19 protein-coding genes are annotated in these 25720 nt (G+C 69.1%); 13 read left to right on the top strand and 6 right to left on the bottom strand.

Going from position 1 to position 25720, the window contains the following annotated elements; all coding sequences use genetic code 11:
• The 8 genes from DMB80_RS23560 to DMB80_RS23525 all read left to right on the top strand — a co-directional run.
• On the top strand, positions 1 to 461 hold a 461-nt coding region (locus DMB80_RS23560; RefSeq protein ID WP_111512079.1), incomplete at its 5' end, for a hypothetical protein.
• Between the two features lie 27 nt (positions 462 to 488).
• The gene (locus tag DMB80_RS23555) at positions 489 to 1865 is read left to right on the top strand and encodes a mycothione reductase (RefSeq protein ID WP_111512074.1); all 1377 of its coding nucleotides are present in this window, start codon (positions 489 to 491) and stop codon (positions 1863 to 1865) included.
• The gene (zwf, locus tag DMB80_RS23550; RefSeq protein ID WP_111512073.1) at positions 1862 to 3259 is read left to right on the top strand and encodes a glucose-6-phosphate dehydrogenase; all 1398 of its coding nucleotides are present in this window, start codon (positions 1862 to 1864) and stop codon (positions 3257 to 3259) included. Before DMB80_RS23555 ends, zwf begins: the two co-directional genes overlap by 4 nt.
• Entirely contained in the window at positions 3252 to 5045 is a 1794-nt protein-coding gene (locus tag DMB80_RS23545; RefSeq protein ID WP_111512072.1) for a glycoside hydrolase family 15 protein, read from the top strand. The genes zwf and DMB80_RS23545 overlap by 8 nt, the downstream gene beginning before the upstream one ends.
• Positions 5046 to 5059: 14 nt before the next feature.
• Positions 5060 to 5683 carry a TIGR03085 family metal-binding protein gene (locus DMB80_RS23540; protein ID WP_111512071.1) on the top strand — a complete coding sequence of 208 codons (624 nt, stop codon included), beginning with the start codon at positions 5060 to 5062 and terminating at the stop codon, positions 5681 to 5683.
• A 15-nt stretch (positions 5684 to 5698) separates the two neighbouring features.
• Positions 5699 to 6631: an LLM class F420-dependent oxidoreductase gene (locus DMB80_RS23535; protein ID WP_046364446.1), complete on the top strand. Its 933-nt coding sequence runs from the start codon at positions 5699 to 5701 to the stop codon at positions 6629 to 6631.
• Between the two features lie 40 nt (positions 6632 to 6671).
• Positions 6672 to 7124 carry a hypothetical protein gene (locus tag DMB80_RS23530; RefSeq protein WP_338043891.1) on the top strand — a complete coding sequence of 151 codons (453 nt, stop codon included), beginning with the start codon at positions 6672 to 6674 and terminating at the stop codon, positions 7122 to 7124.
• Positions 7125 to 7149: 25 nt separating this feature from the next.
• Complete coding sequence (locus DMB80_RS23525) at positions 7150 to 7662, top strand: hypothetical protein (protein ID WP_111512069.1); 513 nt, start codon at positions 7150 to 7152, stop codon at positions 7660 to 7662.
• Here DMB80_RS23525 and DMB80_RS23520 read toward each other — a convergent pair.
• The 5 genes from DMB80_RS23520 to DMB80_RS23500 form a co-directional block, all read right to left on the bottom strand.
• Entirely contained in the window at positions 7598 to 9376 is a 1779-nt protein-coding gene (locus DMB80_RS23520) for an Hsp70 family protein (protein ID WP_111512068.1), read from the bottom strand. The two genes, DMB80_RS23525 and DMB80_RS23520, sit on opposite strands and share 65 nt — an antisense overlap.
• 49 nt (positions 9377 to 9425) lie before the next feature.
• Positions 9426 to 10907 (bottom strand): dynamin-like GTPase family protein, encoded by a 1482-nt coding sequence (locus DMB80_RS23515; protein ID WP_111512067.1) that lies wholly within the window; start codon positions 10905 to 10907, stop codon positions 9426 to 9428.
• 28 nt (positions 10908 to 10935) lie between these two features.
• Positions 10936 to 12765 carry an isoniazid-induced dynamin-like GTPase IniA gene (gene iniA, locus DMB80_RS23510; RefSeq protein ID WP_162938681.1) on the bottom strand — a complete coding sequence of 610 codons (1830 nt, stop codon included), beginning with the start codon at positions 12763 to 12765 and terminating at the stop codon, positions 10936 to 10938.
• Between the two features lie 90 nt (positions 12766 to 12855).
• Positions 12856 to 13947: an IniB N-terminal domain-containing protein gene (locus DMB80_RS23505; protein WP_046366612.1), complete on the bottom strand. Its 1092-nt coding sequence runs from the start codon at positions 13945 to 13947 to the stop codon at positions 12856 to 12858.
• Positions 13948 to 14191: 244 nt separating this feature from the next.
• On the bottom strand, positions 14192 to 14737 hold the full coding sequence (locus DMB80_RS23500; protein ID WP_111512066.1) for an Rv0340 family IniB-related protein: 546 nt from the start codon (positions 14735 to 14737) through the stop codon (positions 14192 to 14194).
• Positions 14738 to 14987: 250 nt separating this feature from the next.
• Between DMB80_RS23500 and DMB80_RS23495 the strand changes: the two genes are divergently transcribed.
• The 5 genes from DMB80_RS23495 (at position 14988) to DMB80_RS23475 (ending at position 24978) form a co-directional block, all read left to right on the top strand.
• On the top strand, positions 14988 to 16781 hold the full coding sequence (locus DMB80_RS23495; RefSeq protein WP_111512065.1) for an Hsp70 family protein: 1794 nt from the start codon (positions 14988 to 14990) through the stop codon (positions 16779 to 16781).
• Between the two features lie 8 nt (positions 16782 to 16789).
• Positions 16790 to 19330 (top strand): isoniazid response ATPase/transcriptional regulator IniR, encoded by a 2541-nt coding sequence (gene iniR / locus DMB80_RS23490; protein ID WP_111512064.1) that lies wholly within the window; start codon positions 16790 to 16792, stop codon positions 19328 to 19330.
• A gap of 133 nt (positions 19331 to 19463) precedes the next feature.
• A complete protein-coding gene (locus tag DMB80_RS23485) occupies positions 19464 to 22607 on the top strand; it encodes a heterodisulfide reductase-related iron-sulfur binding cluster (RefSeq protein ID WP_111512077.1) in 3144 nt (1047 codons plus the stop codon).
• Positions 22608 to 22758: 151 nt separating this feature from the next.
• Positions 22759 to 23664 (top strand): nucleoside hydrolase, encoded by a 906-nt coding sequence (locus DMB80_RS23480; protein ID WP_162938680.1) that lies wholly within the window; start codon positions 22759 to 22761, stop codon positions 23662 to 23664.
• Positions 23665 to 23709: 45 nt separating this feature from the next.
• Positions 23710 to 24978 carry a pyridoxal phosphate-dependent aminotransferase gene (locus DMB80_RS23475; RefSeq protein ID WP_162938679.1) on the top strand — a complete coding sequence of 423 codons (1269 nt, stop codon included), beginning with the start codon at positions 23710 to 23712 and terminating at the stop codon, positions 24976 to 24978.
• Here DMB80_RS23475 and DMB80_RS23470 read toward each other — a convergent pair.
• Entirely contained in the window at positions 24962 to 25633 is a 672-nt protein-coding gene (locus DMB80_RS23470; RefSeq protein ID WP_240431357.1) for a DUF4304 domain-containing protein, read from the bottom strand. The genes DMB80_RS23475 and DMB80_RS23470 overlap by 17 nt on opposite strands.
• Positions 25634 to 25720 lie beyond the last annotated feature (87 nt).

Below are 25720 nucleotides of genomic sequence, written 5' to 3'. Positions count from 1 at the left end.
CGACCCGCAGCCCGGACACCGGTATCGAACCGGACTTTCCCACCCCGCGGCCCACCCGCTCGACACCGCCGCCGAGCACTCCCCCACCTGCGCCGCCGTCCACCACCGCCCGCGCACCATCGGGCGAGGTGCTCAGCCCGCAGAACGGCTACGTCTTCATCCAGACCAAGTCCGGCAAGACCCGCTGCCAACTGGACGAGCAGGAAGTCGGCTGCGAATCGGCCTTCACCAACGCGCCCGAGGTCGAGGGCGAGCCTGCCAACGGCGTGCGCTTGACCGCCGACGGCCGGGTCAGCTGGGTGCTCGGCAACCTCGGCGCGATTCCCGCCGTCACGCTGGACTACAGCACCTACTCGGCGCTCGGCTGGACCATCGATGCCACCGAGGACGGCACCACCTTCACCAACGACGGCACCGGCCACGGCATGACGATCAGCACCGAGGGCGTCTCGAGTTTCTAGAACTGCCCCGCCGGGAACAGGCGGTGGGTGCACTCACACGACCTCGTCATCATCGGGGCCGGCTCGGGCAACATGGTCATCGACGATCAGTTCGCCGATCTGGACGTCGCGATCATCGACGATCGCAAGTTCGGCGGTACCTGCGTGAATTACGGATGCATCCCGTCGAAGATGCTGTCCTACACCGCTCAGGTCGCCGACACTGTCGGCACGGCTGAGCATTTCGACATCGACGCCGGCAACCCGCACGTGCGTTGGCCGGACGTGCGGGATCGCGTCTTCAGCAGAACCGACGCACTCGCCGATGAGGGCGAACAAGGCCGCCGCGACAGCGATTTCATCACCGTCTACCACGGGCAGGCGCGCTTCACGGGTCCACGCCGGATGGAGATCGCGACCGACGACGGCACCGTCGAGATCGAGGCCGAGCGAATCGTGATCGCGACGGGCAGCCGACCGGTGGTGCCCGACGCCGTCGCGAATTCGGGGCTGCCCTACGAGACCTCCGACACGGTGATGCGACGCGACACGCCACCTGAGCATCTCGCGGTGCTCGGCGGCGGATACATCGCCGCCGAACTCGCCCATGTCTTCGCCGCCGCAGGCAGCCGGATCACGATCATCGAGAAGTCGGGGCGTCTTCTGGGTGGACCGCAGGACGACGCCGTCCGCGACGTGTACACCGACCTGATGCGCGACACCTACGACGTGAGGTGCGGCACCGAGCTCATCGAGATTTCCGGCAGCCCAGGCGATCTCAGCATCGAGCTCGACGACGGCACGTCGGTGAAGGCAGACGCGCTGCTGGTGGCCGCGGGACGGCGCCCCAACAGCGACCACCTCGATGTCGAGAAGGCGGGCATCGACACCGACGACGACGGGCGCATCGCCGTGGACAGCTACTGCCGTACCTCCGCCGCGGGAATCTTCGCCCTCGGCGATGTCAGCACCCCGGTCCCCCTCAAACACGTCGCCAATCGCGAAGCCGGCGTCGTCAAACACAATCTGCTGCACCCCGACGACCTCCGCGAGATCAGTCACGATCTCGTGCCGTCGGCGGTCTTCACCAGCCCGCAGATCGCATCGGTCGGCCGGACCGAAGACGACTGCCGGCGTGACGGACTCGACTTCTCCGTCGGCGTCGCCGAGTACTCCGACGTGGCCTACGGATGGGCCATGCAGGACTCGACCGGGTTGTGCAAGGTACTCGCCGAACCCGGCGGAGCGATCCTGGGCGCCCATCTGATCGGCGACCAGGCCGCCAGCCTCATCCAGATTTTCGTCGTCGCCATGAACTTCGGCATCACGGCGCACGACCTGGCCGGTCGGCCGTACTGGATCCACCCGGCGCTCACCGAAGTCGTCGAGAACGCACTGTTGAACCTCCAGGAGTCAGCCACATGACCGTCGCCCCCTTCGTCCTGGTGCTCTTCGGCGCCCGCGGCGACCTCGCCCGCCGCATGCTGTTCCCCAGCATCTACCGGCTCGCCGCCGCCGGGCACTTCCCCGACGACTACGCGATCATCGGATCGGGACGCAGCGCACCCGACAGCCTCGATGACTTCCGCGAGTCGGTCCGCACGGGACTGTCCGAGTCGATCGACGACCTCGACGCAGAGGTCGTCGAGAAGCTGTTGCAGCGCCTGTCTTTTCAGACCTCGAACGCCGACGACGGCGCCGATCTTGCGTCGGCGGTGACCACGGCCAAGCCCGATGTCGGCGCCGACGCCCAGACCGTGATCTACCTGTCGGTGCCACCTACGGCGATGGAGCCGATGATTGCGATGCTGGGCCGCGAAGGGCTCGCCAAGGACGCCCGGATGATCATCGAGAAGCCGTTCGGAACCGACCTCGACAGTTCGCGCGCGCTCGATGCCACGGTGTCATCGGTCACTGACGAGAGCTCGGTGTACCGCATCGATCATTTCCTGGGCAAGGAGGCCGTGCAGAACATCCTCGCTCTGCGTTTCGCGAATGCCATCATCGAATCCGCCTGGAACAGAGAGCATGTCGAGTCCGTGCAGATCGATGTGCCCGAGGATCTCGGACTGGAGGGCAGGGGGAGCTTCTACGAGTCCACCGGGTGTTTCCGTGACATGGTGACCACTCATCTGTGCCAGGTGCTCGGGTTCGTCGCGATGGAACGGCCGGAGACCGTGGACGCCGACGCTTTGCGGGAAGCCAAGGCCGCGGTGTTCCAGGCGATGCGGCCGCTCGACCCAGACCGGGTGGTGTTCGGGCAATTCGACGGCTACCGCGACGACGACGATGTCGCCGACGATTCGCAGGTCGAGACGTTCGTGGCACTCGAAGCCTTCGTCGACAACGAGCGTTGGCGCGACGTACCGTTCTACCTCCGTACGGGAAAGGCATTGGCGGACAATCGACGCAGTGTCACGGTGACGTTCCGCACACCGCCGTCCCCATTCGACGGTGACGCACCCCAGCCTGATCAGCTTGGCCTCGAACTGGGCCAAACACCATCGGCCACAGTGGTTCTCAACGTCAAGCGACCTGGCCCGGACACCGTCGTCGAACCGCTGCGCTCTCAGCTCGACCTGGCCCGGACCGAGCACGAGGACGACGCGCTGGAGGCGTACGAGCGGCTGATCCTCGATGTCATGCGCGGCGATCAGACACTGTTCGCCCGCGGCGACGAAGTCGACCGGCTCTGGCAGGTGTGCCAGCCCGTGCTCGACAACCCGCCGTCCGTACAGCCGTATGCACAGGGGTCGTGGGGACCGGAATCCGCGCTGACGCTGCCCGGTCCTCGCGGGTGGCGGCTACCCGATGCCTGATGGCCCGTCGATCGCGCACCACGGACTGATCGGCGATCTGCGGACCTGTGCGTTGGTCGCCACCGATGGCACCATCGACTGGTTCTGCGCGCCGAGGTTCGATTCCGGCAGCGTCTTCGGAGCGATCCTCGACACCGACGCCGGCGGCAGCTGGACGCTGACACCCGTCTGCGACGCCGCCGGGTCACACCAATTCTATCTGCCCGAATCGGCCACGCTGATCACCCGTTTCCTGACCGAGCACGGGGTGATCGAGATACACGACTTCATGCCGGTGCTGCGGCCGGGCGATACCGAGCACCGGCAGCGTCTGGTGCGCCGGATCGTCGCGGTGCGAGGCACCACGACCGTGCGGATGACCCTCGACGCACGACCGGACTACGGCAGAGCGCGGTTCGCGGTGACATCGCGCGCCGGCAGGGTCGATTTCCGCTCCGACCAGTTGGGGATGACGTTGGCCTCGAGTATCGATGTCACCGTGGACGACGGGGTGGTCAGTGCCGAGTTCACGGTGCGCACCGGCGAGGTCGCGCAGTTCGTACTGGAGGTGCTCGACAGCCCCGACACCGATGCCGACGACGCTCACGACGTGGACGCCCTGTTCGAGACGACTGCCCAGTTCTGGCGGACCTGGCTGGCGACGTCACGCTACCGGGGCCGTTGGCGCGAGATGGTGGAGCGCTCGGCGATCACGCTGAAGCTGCTCACTCACGAGCCGTCCGGTGCGATCATTGCAGCGCCCACCACCAGCCTGCCGGAAACCATTGGCGGAGAGCGTAACTGGGACTATCGATATGTGTGGATGCGCGACGCGGCATTCAGCCTCTACGCACTACTGCGCCTGGGCTTCAACGACGAGGCCAACGCCTTCATCGAATGGCTGTCTCGACGGCTCGGCCGCGGCGAGCGGGAAGCCGATGGCCTGGGGCCGCTGCGCGTCCTCTACGACATCGACGGCAACGCACCCGAGGAGATCGAACTCGACCATCTCCGTGGGCATCTGGACTCGAAGCCGGTACGGGTAGGCAACGCCGCCGCCGAACAACTCCAACTCGACATCTATGGCGATCTGATCGATTCGGTGTATCTGTTCAACAAGTACGGGGCCGGAATCAGCCACGACGCCTGGTCTGACGTCAGCTATGTCATCGGCTGGGTGGTCGACAACTGGCAGCGCGACGACGCCGGAATGTGGGAGGTCCGCGACGACGACAAGGCGAACACCACCTCGAGGCTGATGTGCTGGGTCGCGCTGGAACGCGCCATCCGCATCGCCCGGCAGCGCGGTCTGCCCGCCGACCTGGTGACCTGGTCGCGGGTCCGCGACGAGATCTACGAACGGATCATGACCGCGTGCTGGAACGCCGAGCTGGAGACGTTCACCCGGTTCGAGAACGACGACACGCTCGACGCCGGTGTGCTCCTGATGCCGATGGTCAAGTTCATCTCGCCGATAGATCCGCGGTTCCTGTCCACTTTGGCCGCCATCGAACGCCAGTTGGTCACCGACAGCCTGGTCTTCCGGTACGACGACAGCGACGGCCTCGACGGAGAGGAGGGCACGTTCTCGTTGTGCACCTTCTGGTACGTCGAGGCACTCACTCGGGCAGGGCGGTTGCGGGACGCTCAGCTGGCGCTGGAGAAGATGTTCACCTACGCCAACCACGTGGGTCTCTACGCTGAACAGGTGAGCGCCACCGGCGATCAGGTCGGCAACTTCCCGCAGGCCTTCACCCACCTGTCGTTGATCAGCGCCGCGATCAACCTCGATCGCGCGCTCGGCTGAAAGGAACCGCACCCATGACCGTCGCCCAGCGGGAACGCGCCGCCCTGGTGTCCACGTTCCGCACCCTCACGCCGGACTCTCCCACCCTCTGCGACGGATGGGACGCCCGTGACCTGGCCGCCCACCTCGTCGTGCGGGAACGCCGCCTCGACGCCGCACCGGGCATCCTCATTCCCGCGCTGGCCGGGTACACCGACCGCGTGCAGAAGCAGGTGTCGGCGGCGACGGACTGGGAGGCCCTGGTCGATCAGGTGGCCGAAGGACCGCCGCTGTACTCGCCGTTCAAGCTGCTCGATCCGATCGCCAACGTCGCCGAGATGTTCATCCACAACGAGGACGCTCGCCGAGCACAGCCGGGCTGGGAGCCACGGCCGCTCGACGATCAGACCGTCGCCGCGCTGCGCCGTCCGGTCGCGATGATGTCGCGGATGACGCTGCGGTGTGCCCCCGCCAAAGTGGTCCTGCAGACACCCCAGGGTGAGCGGCTCGCGACGGCGGGGCGCGGCCCGACGCTCACCGTCATCGGAGACCCCGGCGAGCTGTTGCTGTTCATCACCGGCCGCGACGAAGCCCAGGTCGAGTTCGACGGCCCACCGGAGCTGGTGGCCGAGGTGAAGGCCGCCCGCGGCGGCCTGTGACGCAAGGAGAAACCCATGGACTTCCGCATCTTCGTCGAACCCCAGCAGGGCGCCACGTACGCCGACCAGCTCGCCGTCGCGCAGACGGCCGAGAGCGCCGGCTATTCCGCCTTCTTCCGATCCGACCACTACGTCGCGATGAGCGGCGACGGGCTGCCCGGCCCCACCGACTCCTGGGTGACGCTCGCGGGCCTGGCCCGCGAGACGTCGACCATTCGCCTCGGCACCATGGTCACCTCGGCGACGTTCCGGCACCCGGGACCGCTGGCCATCTCGGTCGCCCAGGTCGACGAGATGAGCGGTGGCCGTGTCGAATTCGGTATCGGCGCGGGCTGGTTCGAAGCCGAGCACAAGGCGTATGCGATCCCGTTCCCGCCGCTGGGCGAGCGGTTCGACCGGCTGACCGAGCAGCTGGAGATCTTCACCGGGCTGTGGACCACCGAGACCGGCCAGACCTTCGACTACGCCGGCACGCACTACGACATCACCGACTCCCCCGCGCTGCCCAAGCCCGTGCAGTCGCCCCACCCGCCGATCATCATCGGCGGCGGCGGCGCCAAACGGACTCCGGCGCTGGCGGCGCGCTTCGCCGCGGAGTTCAACATCCCGTTCGTCCCGCTGGACACGCTGAGCACGCAGTTCGCCCGGGTGGCCGACGCGGTCGAGGCGGCGGGCCGGCCTGCCGATTCGATCGTCTACTCCGCGGCCTTCGTGCTGTGCGCGGGCCGCGATGACGACGAGATCGCGCGCCGCGCCTCCGCCATCGGGCGCGAGGTCGACGAACTGCGGTCGAACTCCCCCACTGTCGGCACTCCCGACGAGATCGTCGACAAGCTCGGACCGTTCGTCGAGGCCGGCGTGCAGCGGGTGTACCTGCAGCTCCTCGACATGTCCGACCTCGACCACGTGGACTTCTTCGCCGAGGCCATCGCACCCCAGCTCGGCTGACTCAGCGGACCCAACCGGCCCGCGGTTACTATCGGTGGCCGTGACCAGGCCGGATCGAGACGAGGGCGCGCATCGCGATCCGTCGGACGTCCCGTGGCACAACCGCACCTCGACACTGCTCGGCGTCAGCGTCGTGGCGCTGGCGGTCATCGCGGCGCTCGTCGCCGGCGGACTGTGGCTGGGCCGCCAGTTCACCGAGCCCGAGCAGGCGCCGCTGAACTACGTCGACCCCACGTTCACGAGCAACTCCGCACCGGCATCGTCGACACCGACCACCACCGAGACGATCACCAGCACCAGCCCCCCGATGACCACCGACATCAACCCGGAGTCGACGACGCCCACCACGACGGATTCGGAGACGCCGAGCACGTCACGGACGCCGCGCACCTCGCGTACCCGCGACGATGACGGCGAGGGGGACGGGGACACCACGACGACGCGCAAACGCCCCAGAACCAACGTGACACGCACGCTCTACCCGGGCACGTAGCGGCGAGAGCCTACTATCGGGATCCGTGGCGCGATACGGATCCGGTGACGACGAGAACTACTACTCCGACGACGATGCGACCCAGGTCAGCAACTACGGGCAGGGCGGCTATCCGGATGACTATCAGGCTGGCTACGACCAGCCCACGCCGTGGTACCGCAAACCCGCCGCGCTGGTGGCGTTCGGCGCGCTGGGCGCGGTCATCATCGCGCTGATCATCTTCGGGCTCGCCAAGGCCATCACCGGGGATGCACCGTCGGAGCCGAGCACGTCGCTGACACCGCTGACCTCGAGTTCGGCGCCGGCCCTCACGTCGAGTTCGACGGCAGGCGAGACGACCGAGACCACCACCGAGACCACGGCGCCGACCACCACGACCACGACGCCGACCACGACCGAGACCACCGCACCGACGACCACCACGACAACGACGACTCAGCCGTCGACGTCGGTGAGCACCAGCACGAGCACCGTCACGCAGACGGAGACTCAGACGCAGACGGTGACGCCGTCGTCGGCTCCGCCACCGGCGCCGTAGTGGTCGCGGGCGCCTCGCTGGTGGGTGCCTCGCTCGTGGTCGCAGGCGCCGCGCTGGTGGGTGCCTGAGTCGTTGTCGGCTGCGCAGACGACGACGGTGCCGGCTCCGGCGTGGATGACGGCGCCGGCGTGGGGCTGGGCTTCGGCGTGGGTGCAGGGAACGTGAACTGCGGCAACGGAAGTCGCGGCCACACCGGCGCGGGCACCGCGGGAGCCGGCGCGGCGGGAGCCGGCGCCGCGGGAGCCGGAGCCGGAGCAGGCGCAGGCGCAGCGGGAGCCGGCGCGGGGGCGGCCTGCTTGGCGACCACCTGACCCTGGGGCGCCGCCGGCGCCGGGGCCGCCTGGACCGCGACGGGCTGGGGTGCGGGCGCCGCAGCTTCGACGGTCTGCGTGGCAGCGTCGGCCTGCGGTGACTCCGCGGGTGGCGCCGCCGCCGGTTCGAGCGCGTGCATGGCGACGGGCGTGCTGATCCCCGATGCCGGTGAGGTCTCGTCGCTGCGGGCGATCTGGCTGGTGAGCATCACCGCCGCCGTCGCGATCGCCGCGACGCACGCCGCGCCGGCCAGCCACACCGGGGCAGCCACGCGTTTCTTCGCCGGGGTCTCCTCGGCGCCCTGGCTGAACTGCACGACTGGGCGCGCCGCACCCGTGTCCGCTACTGCCTCGGTGTCCGCTGCCGGCATGGCGAATTCGGTCTCGGCCGCGTCGTCCTCCTCGGCCGACCAGGCCAGCGCAGGCACGGCAGGCGCCAGCATGGTCGCGGCGGCCGGGACCGCGACGGTCGCGGCCTGCTGCTCGACACTGCGCAGCGCCAACAGCTCGGCGCCCGTGGCTGCGGCGATCTGCGGATGCACGGTGGTGCGCACCGGGGCGCGCAACGCGTCGGAAAGTCGTTGTGTCACCAGCGGAATGCGAGCCCCACCCCCGACGGTGACCACGGCCGTCGGCGTGACCCGAGCACGGTTCAGCACGTCGACGATCGTCGCCACCAGGCGATCGAGCGGCTCGGCGATCAGCGCCTCGAGCTCACCGCGCGTCACGCGGACGGGGCCGCAAGCGCCGGCCACGGCGGTTGCGGTCACCTGCGACAGCCGTTCTTTGGCGGCCCGGCTCTCCGCGCGCAGGTCGAGCAGCGAGGCCACCGCGGAGGTGCCTGCCGGGTCGAACTCCAGGCCGTCGATGACGTGGCGCAGCAGCGCCTGGTCCACGAGGTCGCCGGAGAACTCGTCGCAGCGCACGATCGGTCCGATCGGCGCGAAGCCTGCACCGGCGTCGGCGAGGGTGATGCTCGTGCCGCCGGCGCCGAGGTCGACCAGCAGGACCACGCCGCGCGCCGGCAGGCCGGGGCCGGCGGCGACGGCCGTCAGGGCCGCGGTGGCCTCGGATACGACGTGCAGGTGCGGTGCGACGGCGCGCAGTGCGGCGACCGCCCCGTCGGACCAGTGTCCGGGTACCGCGACCGCGCCCAGCTGCGGCCGGTATCGCGGGGAGGCCTGCCGGGTGGCCGCTTCGATCGCGGCGGCGGCCAGGCCGTCGGCGCGGTGCGCGGAACCGTCACCGGCCAGCATCGGCACCGGGTCGCCGACGCGGTCGACGAACCCGGTCACCGTGACGCCGGGCCGGATCGTCACCGCCGCGGGCCGGACGATCGGCCGGCCGCCCGTCACGGCGACGAGGTTCGCCGATCCCAGCGAAATCCCCACAGAAGAGCGCATACCTCTTAGTCGTTTTGCGCAGCCGAAACGTTAAGCGCACAACGAGATGTCAGGAGTACCCGGCGACCAGCGCCTCGGCGCTGCGCACCGCGGCCCGGCAGGCCCGCGTCGTGAACGGATCGTTGAGCGGATGCTCGGCGCGCCGACGCCAGCGTTGGGCTGCGGCGAACGCGGCCCTGGGACCGTCGTCGGCCGTCTCCGGCGTCAGCCCCAACCGGCTCGCGGGGTCGGCGCCCGAGCCGCCGATCAGCCGTCGCAGTGAGGCCATCTCGTCGGGGTTCAGCGTGGTCGGGCGGGACCGCAGCGCGCTGAGCAGCCGCAGCTCCTCGAAGGCGTGCGTGTCCGCCAGCAGCGGCTCGATGTCGGCGAGGATGTGCGGCGTCGCGGGGATCGGATTGCGGGTGACGATCTCCCGCAGCGTCAGCAGCGCGGTGTGCGCTTTGAGCAGGTCGGAGCGCTGCGCGAACTGCTGGTCGATCACCTCGCGCAGCGCGACCAGCCCGCTGCGGTCGAGCAGCTCGTCGGCCAGGGCCACCGAGTCGCTGACCCCGGCGCGCAGCACCGCGATCGAGATCCGGATGCCGAACATCCCGAACCGGTCGAGCAGCGCGGCGCGGGTGGCGGCGTCCACGGGCAGGGTGGTGTCCTCGCGGACGAACCGGTCGACCGACAGCATCGCCTTCGTCAGCTCGGTGGAGTCGACGCCGGCGAGCTTCTCCAGCGCGACGAACTCGCTCTGCCGCAGCGTCCGCGCCGTCAGCGCGAGCAGGCCCGACACCGGGACCACGGCCTGACAGATGCCGGTGCGGTCCATCTCGGCGGTGAAGCGCTGGGCCACGTCGCGGGCGGACATCATCGCGTCGATGCGGCCGGCCCCGATCTCGTCGGCCCGGGACGCCACCCCGATGACGCCGAGCGCGCCGGCCGAGCCGCCGACCAGGTCACCGATCTGTTGGAGCAGCGCGATGTCGGCGGCGTTGAGGGTGCGCAGCAGGAACACGACGGCGTCGACGCGCGGTATCCCGTCGGCGGGGACCAACAGCCGCAACGTGCGAGCGGACACGTCGCGGGACAGCGACGACGTGCCCGGGGTGTCGATGATCGTCGCGTCGATCAGCTCGGCGGCCGGCCATTCGACGTCGAGGTCGACGACGTCCTCCGGGTCGAGCCGGGCCAGGTCGAATGTCAGGCCACGGTCGGTCGGGTCCCGCGTGATCGGGACGTTGGAGCGGTGCCCGTCGCGGTGGTTGGCGCTCACCCGCGGCGTGGGTCCGTGCCGGAACCACGTGACGATGCGGGTGGCCTCGGTCGCGTCGGTGGGGGCGATGGTGTCCCCGACAAGGGCATTGACCAGCGTCGACTTACCGGCTTTGAGGGTGCCGGCGAGCGCGATCCGCATCGGCTGGTTGAGCCGGTGTCCCACGCGGGACAGCTCATGATGCAGCGCGGGGCGGTCGCGGTAGGCAGGGTCGGCGCGGTAGGCGGCGATGGTGCCGCCGAGGATTGCCCGCACGCGGTCGCTGGTGCTCAGTGCCGTCCCGTCCTGCTCGCCCGACTGTTTAGCTCTTCGAGCTTAGTGACCCTTCCGCGGCGAGCTTGTCGGCGTGCTCGACGACCTGGCGCAGGATGTTGAGCTGCCGTTCCAGTTCTTTGACCCGGCCCGCGTGTTCGGTCTCGGCCACCTTCGCCGCGGCCAGCGTCGCCTGCAGGGATTCGTTCAGTGAGCGGCTGGTCTGGTTGGCGATGTCGCGGTAGTGGTCGCGCAGCTGGCGCTGGATCGCCTTGAGCCGGTCGCGGGACTCCTTGCCGACGACGAAGGCGACGTCGTCGACGAATCGGCGCACGTTGCTCTTGGCCTCGCTGCGCACCCGCAGCATCCGGTTCTCCATGTCCTCCTTGTACGCCTTGCGGCCGAGCACGAAGCCAGCGCCCAGCGACAGCGGGTTGAACATGCCCAGGCCGGCGAACGAGGTCAGCATGCCGAACATCAGCACGCCGCCGTAGGAGCCGCGCATCCCGGTGACGACCTTGTGGCCGAACTTGATCGGCTTGGCTTCGAGGTGGGCCAACGAGGAGAACTCGGCGAACTCCGCACCCATCGCGCGCGGATCCAGGTCGGGCATCCGCACCGCGTCGAGGCCGGCCTCGGAGAACGTGCGGGCCACCTCGGCGGCCAGCGCCTCCGCGCGCCGGTAGGCCCACACGAAGTTGTCGCCGACCGCGGTGGCCACCGCATCTTCGAGTTCGGCGCCGATCTCCGCCCACTGCAACGTCGGGTCGCCTGCGTCGATCACCGCTTCGGTGTGGAAGGTGATGGTCCGAAACCGTTGCCGCAGATCGTGATCCACATCGGCGGTCAGGTCGGCGATCCCGTCGGAGAGCACCTGCTGCCACAGCGCGGTCTGCTGCAGCGCATCCTGGGCCTCCTGCTTGCGCGCCTCCAGGTCGGCGGTCAGCTTCTCCCGGGTGTGCGGGTCGTTGAGCGCGGACAGTTCGGCCTGCGCGGCGAGCATCAGATGTTCTGCGGCGGCGCGGATGTCGCCGAGCGCGTGCTCGCGGACGCGGTCCTTCTGCCGTCCGAGTACCTCCTCGGACAGGAACCTCACGATCGCCGGGAAGTTGGATTCCTCGTTGAGTTCCTTGTCGTTGAGCGCCACGGCGTGGCTGCGCAGCACCGACGACGCGGGAATCAGCGGTGTGGAGACCCCGGCACGGCGCAGGTGTGCGGCGTTGGCGTCGACCACCTGCCGCCAGTGCGGGTACAGATCGGTCTTGGTCGCCACGATCACCGCGACGGGACAGACCTCGAGCGCCTGGCGCAGGAACGTCATCTCCGGCTCGGTGAACTCGGCGCTGGTGTCGCTGATCAGCAGCATCGCGTCGGCGTCGGGCAGCAGCCCCAGCGTGGCCGACAGGTGCGGCTGCCCGTGCCCGCCCACGCCGGGGGTGTCGACGAACGCGAGGCCCCCTTTGAGCAGCGGGCTCGGCGCCGTCACTTCGATGCGCAGCACGTCACGGCCCCGGGCCGCCGGAGCCCGGCGCAGATCGGTGCCCAGGTCGGTGACGGGGATCTCGACCAGCTCCGGCTCGTCGCCGTCCGGGCGCCCGACCACGAGGCGGGCGGACGCCGGCTCGCCGTACGACACCACGGTGGGCAGCACGGTCGACTCGTCGTCGCCGACGCGGGCCACCGGCATGTTGAGCAGCGAGTTCAGCAACTGACTCTTGCCCTGTTTGAGCTGGCCGGCGATCACGACCCGGATCTGCGGGTCCTCGACGCGGGCCTTCGCCCGGGAGAGCCGGGCGACCAGGTCACCGCGCTGACGCGTCTCGGCGATCGTCCTGGTGTGGTCGAGGAGTTCGATCAGCACGCGGGTCGGTTGGGTCATGACGGCCCCTCCTTCGCCTTCGCTCTGGGTGTCAACGGTAAACGCCGAGCTGGCGGGGACCGGTGCGGTCCCCGCCAGCGGGTGGGTGGATCAGAACACGTCGAGCGGGGCGACCGCGTTGTGCGAGGCCACATCGTTGTGAGACGCGACGTCCGGATTGTGGGAGGCGATGTCGGTGTGCGACGAGAGCCCGGTGTCGTTGCCCGAGAACAGCGACGTGTCGGTGTGGTTGCCCGATCCGATCGCGGTCTCGTTGCCCGAGCCGATGTTCGACTCGTAGCTCGAGGAGTGGTCCTCGATCGACGTGTCGTGCGAGGTCTCGGTGTGTACCGACGTGTTGGTGGACTCATCCACCGAGTTGTGGCTTCCGGAGTCGCCACCGATGGTGGTCTGCGTGCCGCTGTTGGCGTGGCTGTCGGAGACGATGATCGAACCGGCGTTGCCGCCGTCGCCACCGGCGGAGTTGCCGCTGCCGATGCCGAGCAGGCTGCCGCCGCCGTGCGAGCCGCCGCCGTTGCCGCCGGACAGGTCGTTGTCCTTGATCACGGCGCCGGAGTTGCCCGAGACCACGTCACCGCCTGCGTGCTGGCTGTTGTCCTCGATCTCGTTGCCGCGGCCCACCGCGACGTGCGAGCCCGACCCGGCCAGGATGTCGCCGTTGTTGACGTCGTTGTTGTTGCCGAGCACGGCGCCGTCGCCGCTGACGATGTCGCCCTTGTTGTCGCCGTCGACGACCACGCCGCCGTTGGTGGCGGTGTTGGTGCTCTTGTCACCGAGGGTGATGTCGCCGAAGCCGAGGTTGAAGGCGCCGTTCTGGGCGTTTGCGCCGGCATCCTGGTTCGGGCTCGCGATCGGGATGTTGTTGTGGCTGGCCAGGTCGGTGTTGGTGTTCGGGGCGAAGGTGTTCTGCGGGGCCCAGGAGGTCTGGGGGGAGAACGGCGAGGCGAAGTTGGAGGCCAGCTGGTGGTGATCGGCCACGGCACGCTGCAGCCCGACGATCGGGTCGCCGCCGCCGAGGGCGTATCCGGCCGGTGCGGCGGTGGCCGCGACAGAGGCGAGCTGGGCGGCGGTGACGTTCGGCAGGCCGGCGTCGCGCAGCGCGCCGTCGGGGTCGATGACGAACGACGCGGCCGACGCGGGGCTGCGGAACAGGTCGAGGATGAAGTCGATCAAACTCGTCATGGGAGTGCCTTTCGGGATGTCTCACCGGACTGCCCGGCGATCTGGAGACCACGTTATGGGCCGCGCGACCGCCCGGAAACGGGGCTGACACCCGCCACTGCAAAACCCCGATGCGGGATTCTCCTCGTCCCCCGTTAGGGGATTAGGGGGTATGCCGGGGTTCCTGGGGAGCGCCCTGTCTGCGCAGCTCACACATGCAAAAAGCCCGCGCAGGGGGGGCTGCGCGGGCTCTTCGGGGAACGGATCAGTGGAACAGATCGATATCCGGCAGGTGGTCCACCGGATGGACGTCACCGGTATCGCTGACAGCGTGGGTCCAGTGCTCCTGCGCGACCGGCTCGACCAGCGCCAGATGATCGGCTCCCGGGTCGTCGAACTGCACCGACGGCACGTCAGGCAGGGATTGGGCCGTTGATGCGAGATCCAATGGTTCGTCGAGGTGGTCGACGATGGCGGGCACGGAATGGTCGGCGTCGATCGCGGTGCTGATGGTCGGGACGTGATCGTCGAACGCGTCGAAGGCGGCGGTGGCAGCTCCGCTGGACCAGACGTTGGCGGTGTCGATTCCGGTGTCGATGCCGTGCTCTGCGCCCAGTGCGTCCCAGCTGTGGACGGGTGCCGCCATCGACAGCGACTCCGAGACAACAGGCAGGAGGTTCTGCACATCAGCGCTGGTCACATCGGTGAGGTGGGCATCGGCGAGAGCCTGCGCCGGATCGGCGGCATAGGCAGCTGCCGCAGCTGGATCGCGAACCAGCGACACCACGAAATCGACCAGTGAGTTCGCCACGTCCGGACCTTCCCCTCGCATCTTTCTCGAAGCAGTGCGTGCACCGATGCTATCGGCGAGAGCGGTCCCGGCGGATCGGTGCTCTGCCCACCTCGCCGCCGGGGCCATTAGGGGATGTCCCGTTAGGGGCGGGCACGACACTAGGGGCGCCTGCCCGGCCAGCGGACGTCCCACCATTAAGGTGGTGGGCGGTCCGTCCGCGGGGACGGGCCGCCCGAGAACAGACGGGCCGAGGAGGGACTGCACCGCCATGACCGAACCACTGGGGTTGTCGATCGGGATGACGAACCTGGTGGCCGCGCGCGTCGGGCGGCCACCGGTGACGCGCCGGTCGATCCTGACCGTCTATCCCGACCGCGCCCCGGAGGTCGGGGTCCCGACCGACGGAGCGCACCCCGGACTGGTGTTGAGCGGCTTCGTCGACCGAGTCGGCGATCCGGTCCCTCTGGTGGCTGCCGACGGCTCGGCTCACCGCGGCGAGGTCGTACTCGCCGAGGCACTGGCCGCGATGGCGCGCCTGGTCGACGGCGGTTCCCCGGTCGCCATCGCCGTGCCCGCCCACTGGGGGCCGGGAACGCTGGGCGCCCTGCGCGGTGCGCTGCGGTCCCGTCCGATCCTCGCCCCCGACGGCGTGCCCGCCGCCCTCATTCCCGACGCCTCCGCGGCGCTGGCCGCGTTGCAGGCCGCGCCGGGTCTGCCCGACCAGGGCGTGGTGGTCCTGGTCGATCTCGGCGGCAGTGGAACCAGCGTCACCCTCGCCGACGCGGGAGCGAACCTCGACCTGGTCGGCCAGACGGTGCGGTATCCGGACTTCTCTGGTGACGCGGTCGATCAACTCCTGCTCGATCACGTGCTGTCCGGTATCGCCGACGCCAACGATGCGGACCCGGCGGGTACGGCCGCGGTCGGCTCGCTGGCCCGACTGCGCGACGAATGCCGTCAGGCCAAGGAGCGGCTCTCGGAGCAGACCGCGACGGTGGTGCCCGCCGAGCTGCCCGGCGTCCGGTCCGATATTCGCCTCACCCGCCCCGAACTCGAGCAGCTGATCGCCGAGCCCCTCGGCGGTCTTCTCGCCGTCATCGACGATGCTCTCCAGCGTGCCGCCGTCCCGCCGGCCGGCATCTCAGCCATCGCGACCGTCGGCGGTGGGGCCGCCATACCGCTTGTCACACAACGACTTTCAGAACATCTCCGAGCACCGGTGATCACCACGCCGGAGTCGGCGCTCAACGTCGCGGCAGGTGCGGCCCTGGTGGCGAACCAGAGCCTGGATGCGCAGGCCGCCACCGGACTCGCCCCCGCCGCCGGGGAGCCGACCGCGATGGCGCCGGCGGCGTGGGCCGCGGGGGCAGCCGGTTTGGCCGCCGGTCAGGCCGCTGACGACGGGGCCGCGTCGGCGACGTTCCGCGCCCTCGCGTGGTCGCAGGACGACGATCCGGGTGCCGAACCCGTGCCCTACACCGGCGCGGAGTACGTGTCCTCCCCGGAGCCGGCGCGGCCGCCGATGGCCTTCGCGCCAGAAGACGAACCGTACGACGAGCCGGCGCCGCTGCCCTGGTACAAACGTCCGCCCCTGCTGTTCGGCATCGCGGCAGCCGCGGCTCTGCTGGCGGCCGGCGGACTGGCCATCACTTTGACCAGCTCCGACGGAGATCCAGGCACGGTCACCGAGACCGCGACACCGCCCGCGGAGTCGTCGCCCGTGGAGCTGCCGCCGCCGGTCACCACGGTGACGATCGGCTCGGACGGCATCGCGACCACGACCGTCAGCCAGCCCCCGCCGCCACCGCCGCCGTCGACCACGGACACCACCGCGCCGTCGTCGACGACCACGACGACGGCACCGACCACCACCACGACGACGACGAGCACCACGACGACCACCACTGCGCCGACGACCACGACGACGCGCACCACGACCACCCGTCCGACGACGACGCAGCCGCCCACGACGACGGCACCACCGGTGACCACGACAGCCGCACCGCCCACCACGGAGGCGCCGCCGGTCGTCACGACGGTCGTCCCGGACGCTGGCGCCTGACCTCGGCGATGACCGGTCCGGGGGTTCGGCTCACCGATCTGCCACCGGCGGCGCGAGAGGTGGTCGGCGCAGTCGAGCGCGACCCTGAGGCAGCCACGAAGCTGCTGGTCACCGGCGGTATCGGGACAGGTAAGTCGACCGTACTGGCGGCACTGCGGCAATCACTGCGCACCGCAGGCCGCCCGGTGCTGTCCCGGCCGCCCCGTCCGGGGGACAGCGAGGGCGCGGCGGTGCTCGTCGACGATGCCGATCTACTCGACGGCGACGAACTCGAACAGCTCAGCGAGCTCGTCGCTGATCCCGGCGCGACTGTGGTGATCGGTGCGCAGCCTCTGGCGCATCACCCGGCACTGCGTCGCCTGTTCCTCGCGCTCGAGCGCGAGAACCTTCCCGTCGCGCTCGGTCCGCTGTCACCGGTCGACGTCGGCAGGACCACCGCCGCCGCTCTCGGCGAGCCCGCTGCGCCGGAACTGGTCCGAATGCTCGTCGGAGCCACCGCCGGCCTGCCGTTTCTGCTGGGACCTGCGATCCGCTCGGTGGATCAGGGAGTCCCAGCCGTGCGCCAGGCCGCCCGGTTCGGGCTGATCGAACGTCTCCGGCGCCTCGACGAACCGCTGCTCGACACCCTGCTCATCTCGTCGCTGGCCGGCGACCTCGGCCCCGATGACATCGCGGCCGGTTTGGCCATGACGCCCGATGCCGCCCGCGCGGCCGTCGATCGGGCTCGCGCCAGCGGACTCCTCGACCCGTCGCTTCCCCCCGGGTTCGTGCGCGAAGTCCACGACGCCGTCGCCTCCATCGCCGGCGCGGCGCGCCACCACGACATCGAGGTGTCGGTTCTGGCGTCGCAGGTCGCGTCGTCGACGTTGACGCCGGAGCTCGCGCTGCGGCTGGCGGAACACGGGTTGCGCGACGAGCGGCTGGCAGCGGCGCTGACCGAGCTAGCCGGCCAGGACACCGCCGCACCCGCACGCGCGGCGCGCCTCTATCGGGCTGCGGCACGGGCGGGCAGCTCGGTGCCCGGCGCGCACCTGGCGGATGCGCTCGCGTTGACGGGTGATTGCGCGACGGCGGCGCGGCTGGCCGATGACATGCTGACGGCCCCCGACGCCGCGGACCGGGCGGCCGCAGTGCGTATCGCGGCGAGCATTGCGCTGCATGACGGCAACTCGGCGCAGGCCCGCGATCTGTTCGCCTGGCTCGGACCGACCGCCGACGGCCACGACGACGCCAACGTCGCTGCTGCAGCGACGATCTCCGCGATGGCGGCGGGTGACGGGCCTGCCGCTCGAGCCGGCACCCGGGGCATCTCGACGGGACCGCCGACCTCGGTGGCTCGGGCGGCCCGCGCAGTCAGCGACGGCCTGGTCCTGACGCTCGACGCGCCCTATCCCGTGGCGCTCACCCGCCTGAGCCAGGCGATCGGCACCGAGGCGAGCCCGTCTCTCGTCACCCCCGACACCCCGGCCGCACTGGTCACTCTGGCCGCGCTGCACGGCGGCGACCCGGTGCGCGCCCGTTCGGTGATCGGACGTGCGGTACGCGACCGGGCACCAGAGGGGACCGGCGACGAGGTCGCGGGTGCGATCTTCGTCACGCACCGGCATCGCCTGCTGCAGGGCTGGACCCTGATGCAGGACGGCCATCTGCAGGCGGCCGGGGCCGCGGTCGCCGCACTGTCCGGCAGGCAGCTGCATCGTCGCGACGCACTGTGGGCGTCGGCGCTGCACACGGCCATCGCCCGCCGCGGCGGTGACACCGGCGCCATGCAGCAGCACTGGTACGCGGCGATGGAGGTGCTCGCCGAGTGCGCGCCGGATCTGTTCTCGCTCCTGCCACTGGGCGAACTCTGGATGGCCGCCGCCCGGATGCGTCAGGTCGACCGGCTGCGTCACGCCGTCGACCAGGCTTTCGAGGTGCTGGCCGGACTCGGCGATCCGGTGCTGTGGTCGGTTCCCCTGCACTGGGCAGGCGTGCACGCCGGCATTCTCGCCAATTCCCCCGCTGACGTGGCACCGCACGGCCAGGCGCTGACCGCTGCCGCTGCGCACTCGCCGCTGGGGAAAGTGCTGGCCACCGCCGGACGAACGTGGCTGCGGGTGCTCGCCGACGCGGTCGACGTCGACGAGGTCGCAGCCGCGGCGCGCGGGCTCGCGCACGTCGGCCAGACCTCTGATGCGACGCGACTGGCCGGACAAGCCGCGCTGCACACGACCGATCCCCGGGTGTCGCAGGCGATGCTGCAACTGGCCCGCGATCTCAAGCAGGCGGTCGCAGCACCGGAGGCGGCGATCGACGTGGCCGACGCGCGTACGCCCACCCGGCCGACGACCGTGCGGGCACGGCCCGCCGCGCCGCTGTCCGAGCGCGAGCGGGAGGTGGCCGAGTTGCTGCTGCAGGGGCTGCCCTACCGCGACATCGGGGCCCAGCTGTTCATCTCGGCGAAGACTGTGGAGCATCACGTCGCCCGGATCCGGCGTCGACTGGGGGCCGAATCGCGCTCGGAGATGCTCTCGATGCTGCGCGTGATGTTGGCCCCCGCTTCCTGACCAACCGGTAGTTAGGGCGACCTTCGTAGCGCCGATTCCGCGCATGATGCGACTATGAGCTGGCAGCGAGCTAAGTTACTTGTCAGTAACATGGTCTAAGTTACCCACTGGTAACCAGAACCGGAGGATGCGCGTGGAAACCCAGATGCTGATCAGGATCATCGTCGGGGCGCTGATGATCGTCGTCGTCGGGCTGTTGGCGGTCAAACGCGTGCTGTGGCTGACCAAGCTGATCCGATCCGGACAGCCGCTCAGCGAGGGCAACAATCGCAAAGACAACCTCGGCAAGCGCATCACCACGCAGTTCGAAGAGGTGTTCGGCCAGACCCGCCTGCTGCGGTGGTCGGTGCCCGGCATCGCGCACTTCTTCACCATGTGGGGCTTCTTCGTCCTGGCCACCGTCTACCTGGAAGCGTTCGGGCTGCTGGTCGTGCACGACTTCCACATCCCGATCGTCGGCCGCTGGGACGTGTTGGGCTTCCTGCAGGACTTCTTCGCCGTCGCCGTGCTGGCCGGCATCATCACGTTCTCGATCATCCGCATCGTCCGCGAGCCCAAGAAGCACGGCCGCGACTCCCGGTTCTACGGGTCGCACACCGGTGGCGCCTGGCTGATCCTGTTCATGATCTTCAACGTCATCTGGACCTACGCGCTGGTCCGCGGCGCCGCGGTGGTCACCGGCAACCTGCCCTACGGCAACGGTGCGTTCTTCTCTCAGCTGATGGGCGCGATCCTGCGGCCGCTGGGCGTGCCGGCCAACGAGTGGATCGAGACGCTGGCGCTGCTCGCGCACATCGCGATCATGCTGGTGTTCCTGTTGATCGTGCTGCACTCCAAGCACCTGCACATCGGCCTCGCGCCGATCAACGTCACGTTCAAGCGCCTGCCCAACGGGCTGGGGCCGCTGCTGCCGGTCGAATCCAAGGGCGAGCTCGTCGACTTCGAGGATCCCGCCGAGGACGCTGTGCTGGGCCGCGGCAAGATCGAGGATTTCACCTGGAAGGGCTACCTCGACATGACCACCTGCACGGAGTGCGGGCGTTGTCAGTCGCAGTGTCCGGCGTGGAACACCGGTAAGCCGCTCTCCCCCAAGCTCGTGATCATGAACCTGCGCGACCACATGTTCGCGAAGGCGCCGTACTTCCTCGACGGCAAGGAATCGCCGCTGCAGAACACGCCGGAAGGCGGTCTGGGCGAAGAGGTTCGCGGCGAGAAGGAGAGCGAGAAGCACTCCCACGAGCACGTCCCCGAGTCGGGCTTCGAGCGCATCCCCGCCGATTCACCGCTGCAGGCGACCCGCCCGCTGGTGGGCACCCTCGAGCAGGGCGGCGTGATCGACCCCGACGTGCTGTGGTCCTGCACCACCTGCGGCGCGTGCGTCGAGCAGTGCCCGGTGGACATCGAGCACATCGACCACATCGTCGACATGCGCCGCTACCAGGTGATGATGGAGTCCGAGTTCCCCGCCGAGCTCAGCGGCCTCTACAAGAACCTGGAGAACAAGGGCAATCCCTGGGGCCAGAACGCCAAGGACCGCACCAACTGGATCGACGAGGTCGACTTCGATGTGCCGGTGTTCGGCAAGGACGTCGAGTCGTTCGCCGGTTACGAGTACCTGTTCTGGGTCGGCTGCGCCGGCGCGTACGAGGACCGGGCCAAGAAGACCACCAAGGCCGTCGCCGAGCTGCTGGCCACCGCCGGCGTGAAGTACCTGGTGCTGGGCGAAGGCGAGACCTGCAACGGCGACTCCGCACGCCGCTCCGGCAACGAGTTCTTGTTCCAGCAGTTGGCGGCGCAGAACGTCGAGACCCTCAACGGCCTGTTCGAAGGCGTCGAGCGGGTGGACCGCAAGGTCGTCGTGACCTGCCCGCACTGCTTCAACACACTGGGCCGCGAGTACCCGCAGGTCGGCGGCAACTACACGGTGCTCCACCACACCCAGCTGCTCAACCGGCTGGTGCGGGACAAGAAGCTGATCCCGGTCAAGCAGTCCGATGGTGGGATGGACATCACCTACCACGACCCCTGCTACCTGGGCCGCCACAACAAGGAGTACTCGGCGCCGCGTGAGCTGATCGGCGCGTCGGGCGCGAAGCTGACCGAGATGCCCCGCCATGCCGAGCGCGGCCTGTGCTGCGGCGCCGGTGGTGCCCGCATGTGGATGGAAGAGCACATCGGCAAGCGCGTCAACGTCGAACGCTCCGAGGAGGCCGTCGACACCGGCGCATCGGCGATCGCGACCGGCTGCCCGTTCTGCCGCGTGATGATGACCGACGGTGTCGACGACGTGACGTCGACGCGCAGCCTGGAGAAGACGCCGGAAGTTCTCGACGTCGCGCAGCTGCTGCTGGGCTCGCTCGACAAGACCGGCGTCACGCTGCCCGAGAAGGGCACCGCGGCCAAGGAAGCCGAGGAGCGCGCGGCTCGCCTGGAAGCTCAGGCGGCGTCGGCCCCGGCCCCGGTCGAGGAGAAGGTCGAGACGCCCGCACCTGCTGAAGCGAAGACCGAGACCGCACCGCCTGAGGCGAAGGCTGCCGTGGCGGCACCCGCCAAGGGCTTGGGTATCGCCGGTGGGGCCAAGCGTCCGGGAGCCAAGAAGGCTGCCCCGGCCGCCGCGCCCGCGGAGGACAAGCCGGCCGAGGCCACCTCTGCCGAAACCGCAGCTCCGGTCAAGGGCTTGGGCATCGCGGGTGGCGCAAAGCGTCCGGGCGCCAAGAAGGCCGCGGCGCCGGCCGCCGAGAAGCCGGCCGAGGCCACCGCGGAGGCTCGTTCCGAGGCGCCTGCCAAGGCGGAGCCCGAGGTCAAGGGCCTGGGCATCGCGTCCGGTGCCCGTCGTCCCGGCGCGAAGAAAGCTGCCCCGAAGGCCGCCCCGAACGAGGGTGCGGCGACCGTCGTGCAGCCGGCGAACGTCGAACCGGACAAGGCCAAGGCCGGCACCGAGCCGGCCGACACCGCCGACTCCGACCGTGGCCTGGAACCCAAGCCGGAGCCCGAGGTCAAGGGGCTGGGTATCGCCGCGGGCGCCCGTCGCCCCGGAGCGAAGAAGGCACCCGCCGCTGCGGCTCCCGCTGCTGCACCGAAGTCCGAACCGGCACCGGAGCCTGAGCCGGAGCCCGCCGCGGCGGAGCCGGAGCCCGCACCTGAGCCGTCGAGCAACGGCAGCAGTAATGGCTCGAGCAATGGTTCCGGCAGCGGTGAAGCCCGCATCGTCGGTGACGAGCCGCCGGTGAAGGGCCTCGGCATCGCCAAGGGTGCCCGCCGCCCCGGCCGCAAGTAACTCCTCGAACGTGGGCCCTGTGTACGGATTTTCATCAGATCCCGTACACAGGGCCCACGTTCGGCAAGCGGTATTGCTGCTCGCGACGGCGGCTTTGGCGTTTTCGGCCCTGTACGCACCCTCGCACGCCAGGGCCGCGCAGGACACGTGCGTGCTGATCGACACCGATCTCGACATCGACGACATGATGTCCATGCCGATGGTCGTCGGCAATCGCCACGTCGCAGCGGTCGTCACCACCGAGGGGTTCACGACACCGGAGCTGGGCGCGGCAGCGACCAGTCGGCTGCTGGCAGAACCCGGACAGCGCACGATCCCCGTGATCGTCGGTGCCGGCATCGGTCGATCCGAAGCCGACATCGCTTCCAGCTTCGGGGATTTCGTACTCGTCTTCCGCCAGCTGATGGATCGGCTCAACAACTTCCTGCCGGCCCCCCTACCGCCCACTCCGCGGCAGACCGGCTATGTGCAGCAGGTCGTCGACGCAGTTGCGAGTTGTCAGCGGGTCGATGTGCTGCTTCTCGGCGCCTTCACGTCGTTCGTGGATTACGGGCCTGCGATCAAAGCGAGGATCGGGCGCGTCGTGATCTCGGGCCGTCCGGTGAACGCCGACAGCGATCTCGAAGCCGTCGAGTCCTTCAACTGCAGCTACGACAGACGTTCGTGCGCAGAGGTTTTCCACGAGCAGCTGCCCGGGCTGGAGCACAGTTTCGTCGATGTGCCGCGCAGTGACTGCGATCTGACGCCCAACCGTGCGGGGTGCGAGGGCACCGTCTACGGCCCGACGCTGGAGATGGCGCGATCACTGGGGCCGACCGGTCTGCCGAACACGCTCAAGCAGATCATGCTCAACCATCCGAATTCGTGGGCCATCGACACCTGGGAGAACTCTGGCTACGGCGGCCGATCGTTGTTCTGGGATCAGTCGGCCGCCTTGGACCTGCTCGCACCGGAGCTGTTCCGCGACGTCGGCCCGTACCGGGAAACGACGCTGAGTCCTGGGGACATGCAACGCACGTGGGTGGACTTCACCAACCGTGCGGCGTCATACGCCTAGTGGATATCGGAAATCTGCTGGACAGCGCGTGGGAGGATCGAACGTATGAGTACGCATCAGGTGCCCTGGCAGACCGGAAGTGGCCAGCACGCGCGTCAACGCGAGTTCACGCAGTCCAGCAAGCTGCAGGACGTCCTCTACGAGATCCGCGGACCCGTACACGAGCACGCCGCACGGCTTGAGTCCGAGGGCCACCGCATCCTCAAGCTCAACATCGGCAACCCCGCGCCGTTCGGCTTCGAGGCACCCGACGTCATCATGCGCGACATCATCGCCGCCCTCCCCTACGCGCAGGGCTACTCGGATTCGAAGGGCATCGTCAGCGCCCGCCGTGCCGTGTTCACCCGCTACGAGCTCGTCGACGGGTTCCCCCGCTTCGACATCGACGATGTGTTCCTCGGCAACGGCGCTTCCGAGCTGATCCAGATGGTGTTGCAGGCGCTGCTCGACAACGGCGATCAGGTGCTGATCCCCGCGCCCGACTATCCGCTCTGGACTGCCTGCACATCGCTGGCCGGCGGCACCCCCGTGCACTACCTGTGTGACGAGACGCAAGGCTGGAATCCCGACGTCGCCGACATCGAGTCGAAGATCACCGACCGCACGAAGGCGATCGTGGTCATCAACCCGAACAACCCGACTGGCGCCGTGTACAGCCGCGAGACCCTGGAGCAGATCGCCGAGCTGGCGCGCAAGCATCAACTGCTGCTGCTCTCCGACGAGATCTACGACAAGATCCTCTACGACGACGCCAAGCACATCTCGATGGCGTCGGTCGCACCGGACGTGCTGACGCTGACCTTCAACGGATTGTCGAAGGCGTACCGGGTTGCCGGCTACCGGTCGGGATGGTTGGTCATCACCGGCCCCAAGGAGAACGCCGGCAGCTTCATCGAGGGCATCAGCCTGCTGGCGAACATGCGGCTGTGCCCGAATGTGCCTGCCCAGCATGCGATTCAGGTCGCGCTGGGTGGCCATCAGAGCATCGACGATCTGGTGTTGCCCGGCGGCCGGCTGCTCGAGCAGCGCGACGTCGCGTGGGGCAAGCTCAACGACATCCCCGGTGTGTCCTGCGTCAAGCCTCAGGGCGCTCTGTATGCGTTCCCGCGGCTGGACCCGGAGGTATACGAGATCCACGACGACGAGCAGTTGGTGCTCGATCTGCTGTTGCAGGAGAAGATCCTCGTCGTGCAGGGCACCGGATTCAATTGGCCCACACCGGATCACCTCCGCATCGTGACACTGCCCTGGGCGCGCGATCTGTCCAACGCCATCGACCGGTTGGGTAACTTCCTGGTCAGCTATCGGCAGTGACCGGGCCCAGGACGCCGCGCTCGTTCAGCGTCGACGCCCACCGTCCCGTCTCCGCCCTGATCTCGCGGCTGAAGATCGACCACCGTTCCTGATGCCCGAAACAGTCCCGCAGAGTCGCCACATAACCGGTCAGCGTGTCGATGTCGTCGATCGCGGCGAGGTAGCAGCACGTGGTCTCGTACGCGATGAGCAGGTTGTTGCTGACCGCGTATCGAACCAACGCCGCTGTGGAGTCGATACTTTCGAGCGCGTCGAGTAACCTGCCGAGTCCCCGACACAACTGCTCGGTGAACGCCGTCATGTCCGTGTCCGGGCGGATACGCAGTTCGTAGGGCAGCTCAGGCACCAGTGATTCCCAGCGACGCTGCAGCAGGCACCTGTTCGCGCAGGTCCTCGGCCGGTCCTGTCCGGCACACGCCGAATCGATCTCGGTCGATGCCACCCCGACGTTGACGAAAAAGCCATGCCAGCGCACAGACCCGTTGTGCCAGTTCTCCTGGAAGCCGATCACGTCGTCGAGCGCTCCCCGTCGACGGTGGAACTCGTTGTCGATTCTGACGAAGCCTCGTGCCCCGAGAAAGAGCGCGACCTCTGTTGACAGCATCGACTCATACGCGCGCTTCATCGCCACCGTGTTGTTGTCTCGTCGAGTCACGTCCACCCCCGGTCAGATCGATTGACAAGAAGACTAAGCCGGTCGAAGGGGGCTGTTCCGCAGCAATTTCGGCGGCAGGTCAGGTGG

Source organism: Mycobacterium kyogaense, from assembly GCF_003254575.1.
Lineage (GTDB): Bacteria > Actinomycetota > Actinomycetes > Mycobacteriales > Mycobacteriaceae > Mycobacterium > Mycobacterium kyogaense.
This window is presented reverse-complemented; position numbering and strand designations above follow the sequence as displayed.

Bases quoted from the DNA above. Each gene is read 5' to 3' on its own strand.
- iniA (WP_162938681.1), bottom strand. From the start codon at position 12,765: ATGACCCAACCGACCCGCGTGCTGATCGAACTCCTCGACCACACCAGG.
- DMB80_RS23495 (WP_111512065.1), top strand. From the start codon at position 14,988: ATGACCGAACCACTGGGGTTGTCGATCGGGATGACGAACCTGGTGGCC.
- DMB80_RS23520 (WP_111512068.1), bottom strand. From the start codon at position 9,376: ATGCGCTCTTCTGTGGGGATTTCGCTGGGATCGGCGAACCTCGTCGCC.
- iniR (WP_111512064.1), top strand. From the start codon at position 16,790: ATGACCGGTCCGGGGGTTCGGCTCACCGATCTGCCACCGGCGGCGCGA.
- DMB80_RS23475 (WP_162938679.1), top strand. From the start codon at position 23,710: ATGAGTACGCATCAGGTGCCCTGGCAGACCGGAAGTGGCCAGCACGCG.
- DMB80_RS23535 (WP_046364446.1), top strand. From the start codon at position 5,699: ATGGACTTCCGCATCTTCGTCGAACCCCAGCAGGGCGCCACGTACGCC.
- DMB80_RS23545 (WP_111512072.1), top strand. From the start codon at position 3,252: ATGCCTGATGGCCCGTCGATCGCGCACCACGGACTGATCGGCGATCTG.
- DMB80_RS23505 (WP_046366612.1), bottom strand. From the start codon at position 13,947: ATGACGAGTTTGATCGACTTCATCCTCGACCTGTTCCGCAGCCCCGCG.
- DMB80_RS23540 (WP_111512071.1), top strand. From the start codon at position 5,060: ATGACCGTCGCCCAGCGGGAACGCGCCGCCCTGGTGTCCACGTTCCGC.
- zwf (WP_111512073.1), top strand. From the start codon at position 1,862: ATGACCGTCGCCCCCTTCGTCCTGGTGCTCTTCGGCGCCCGCGGCGAC.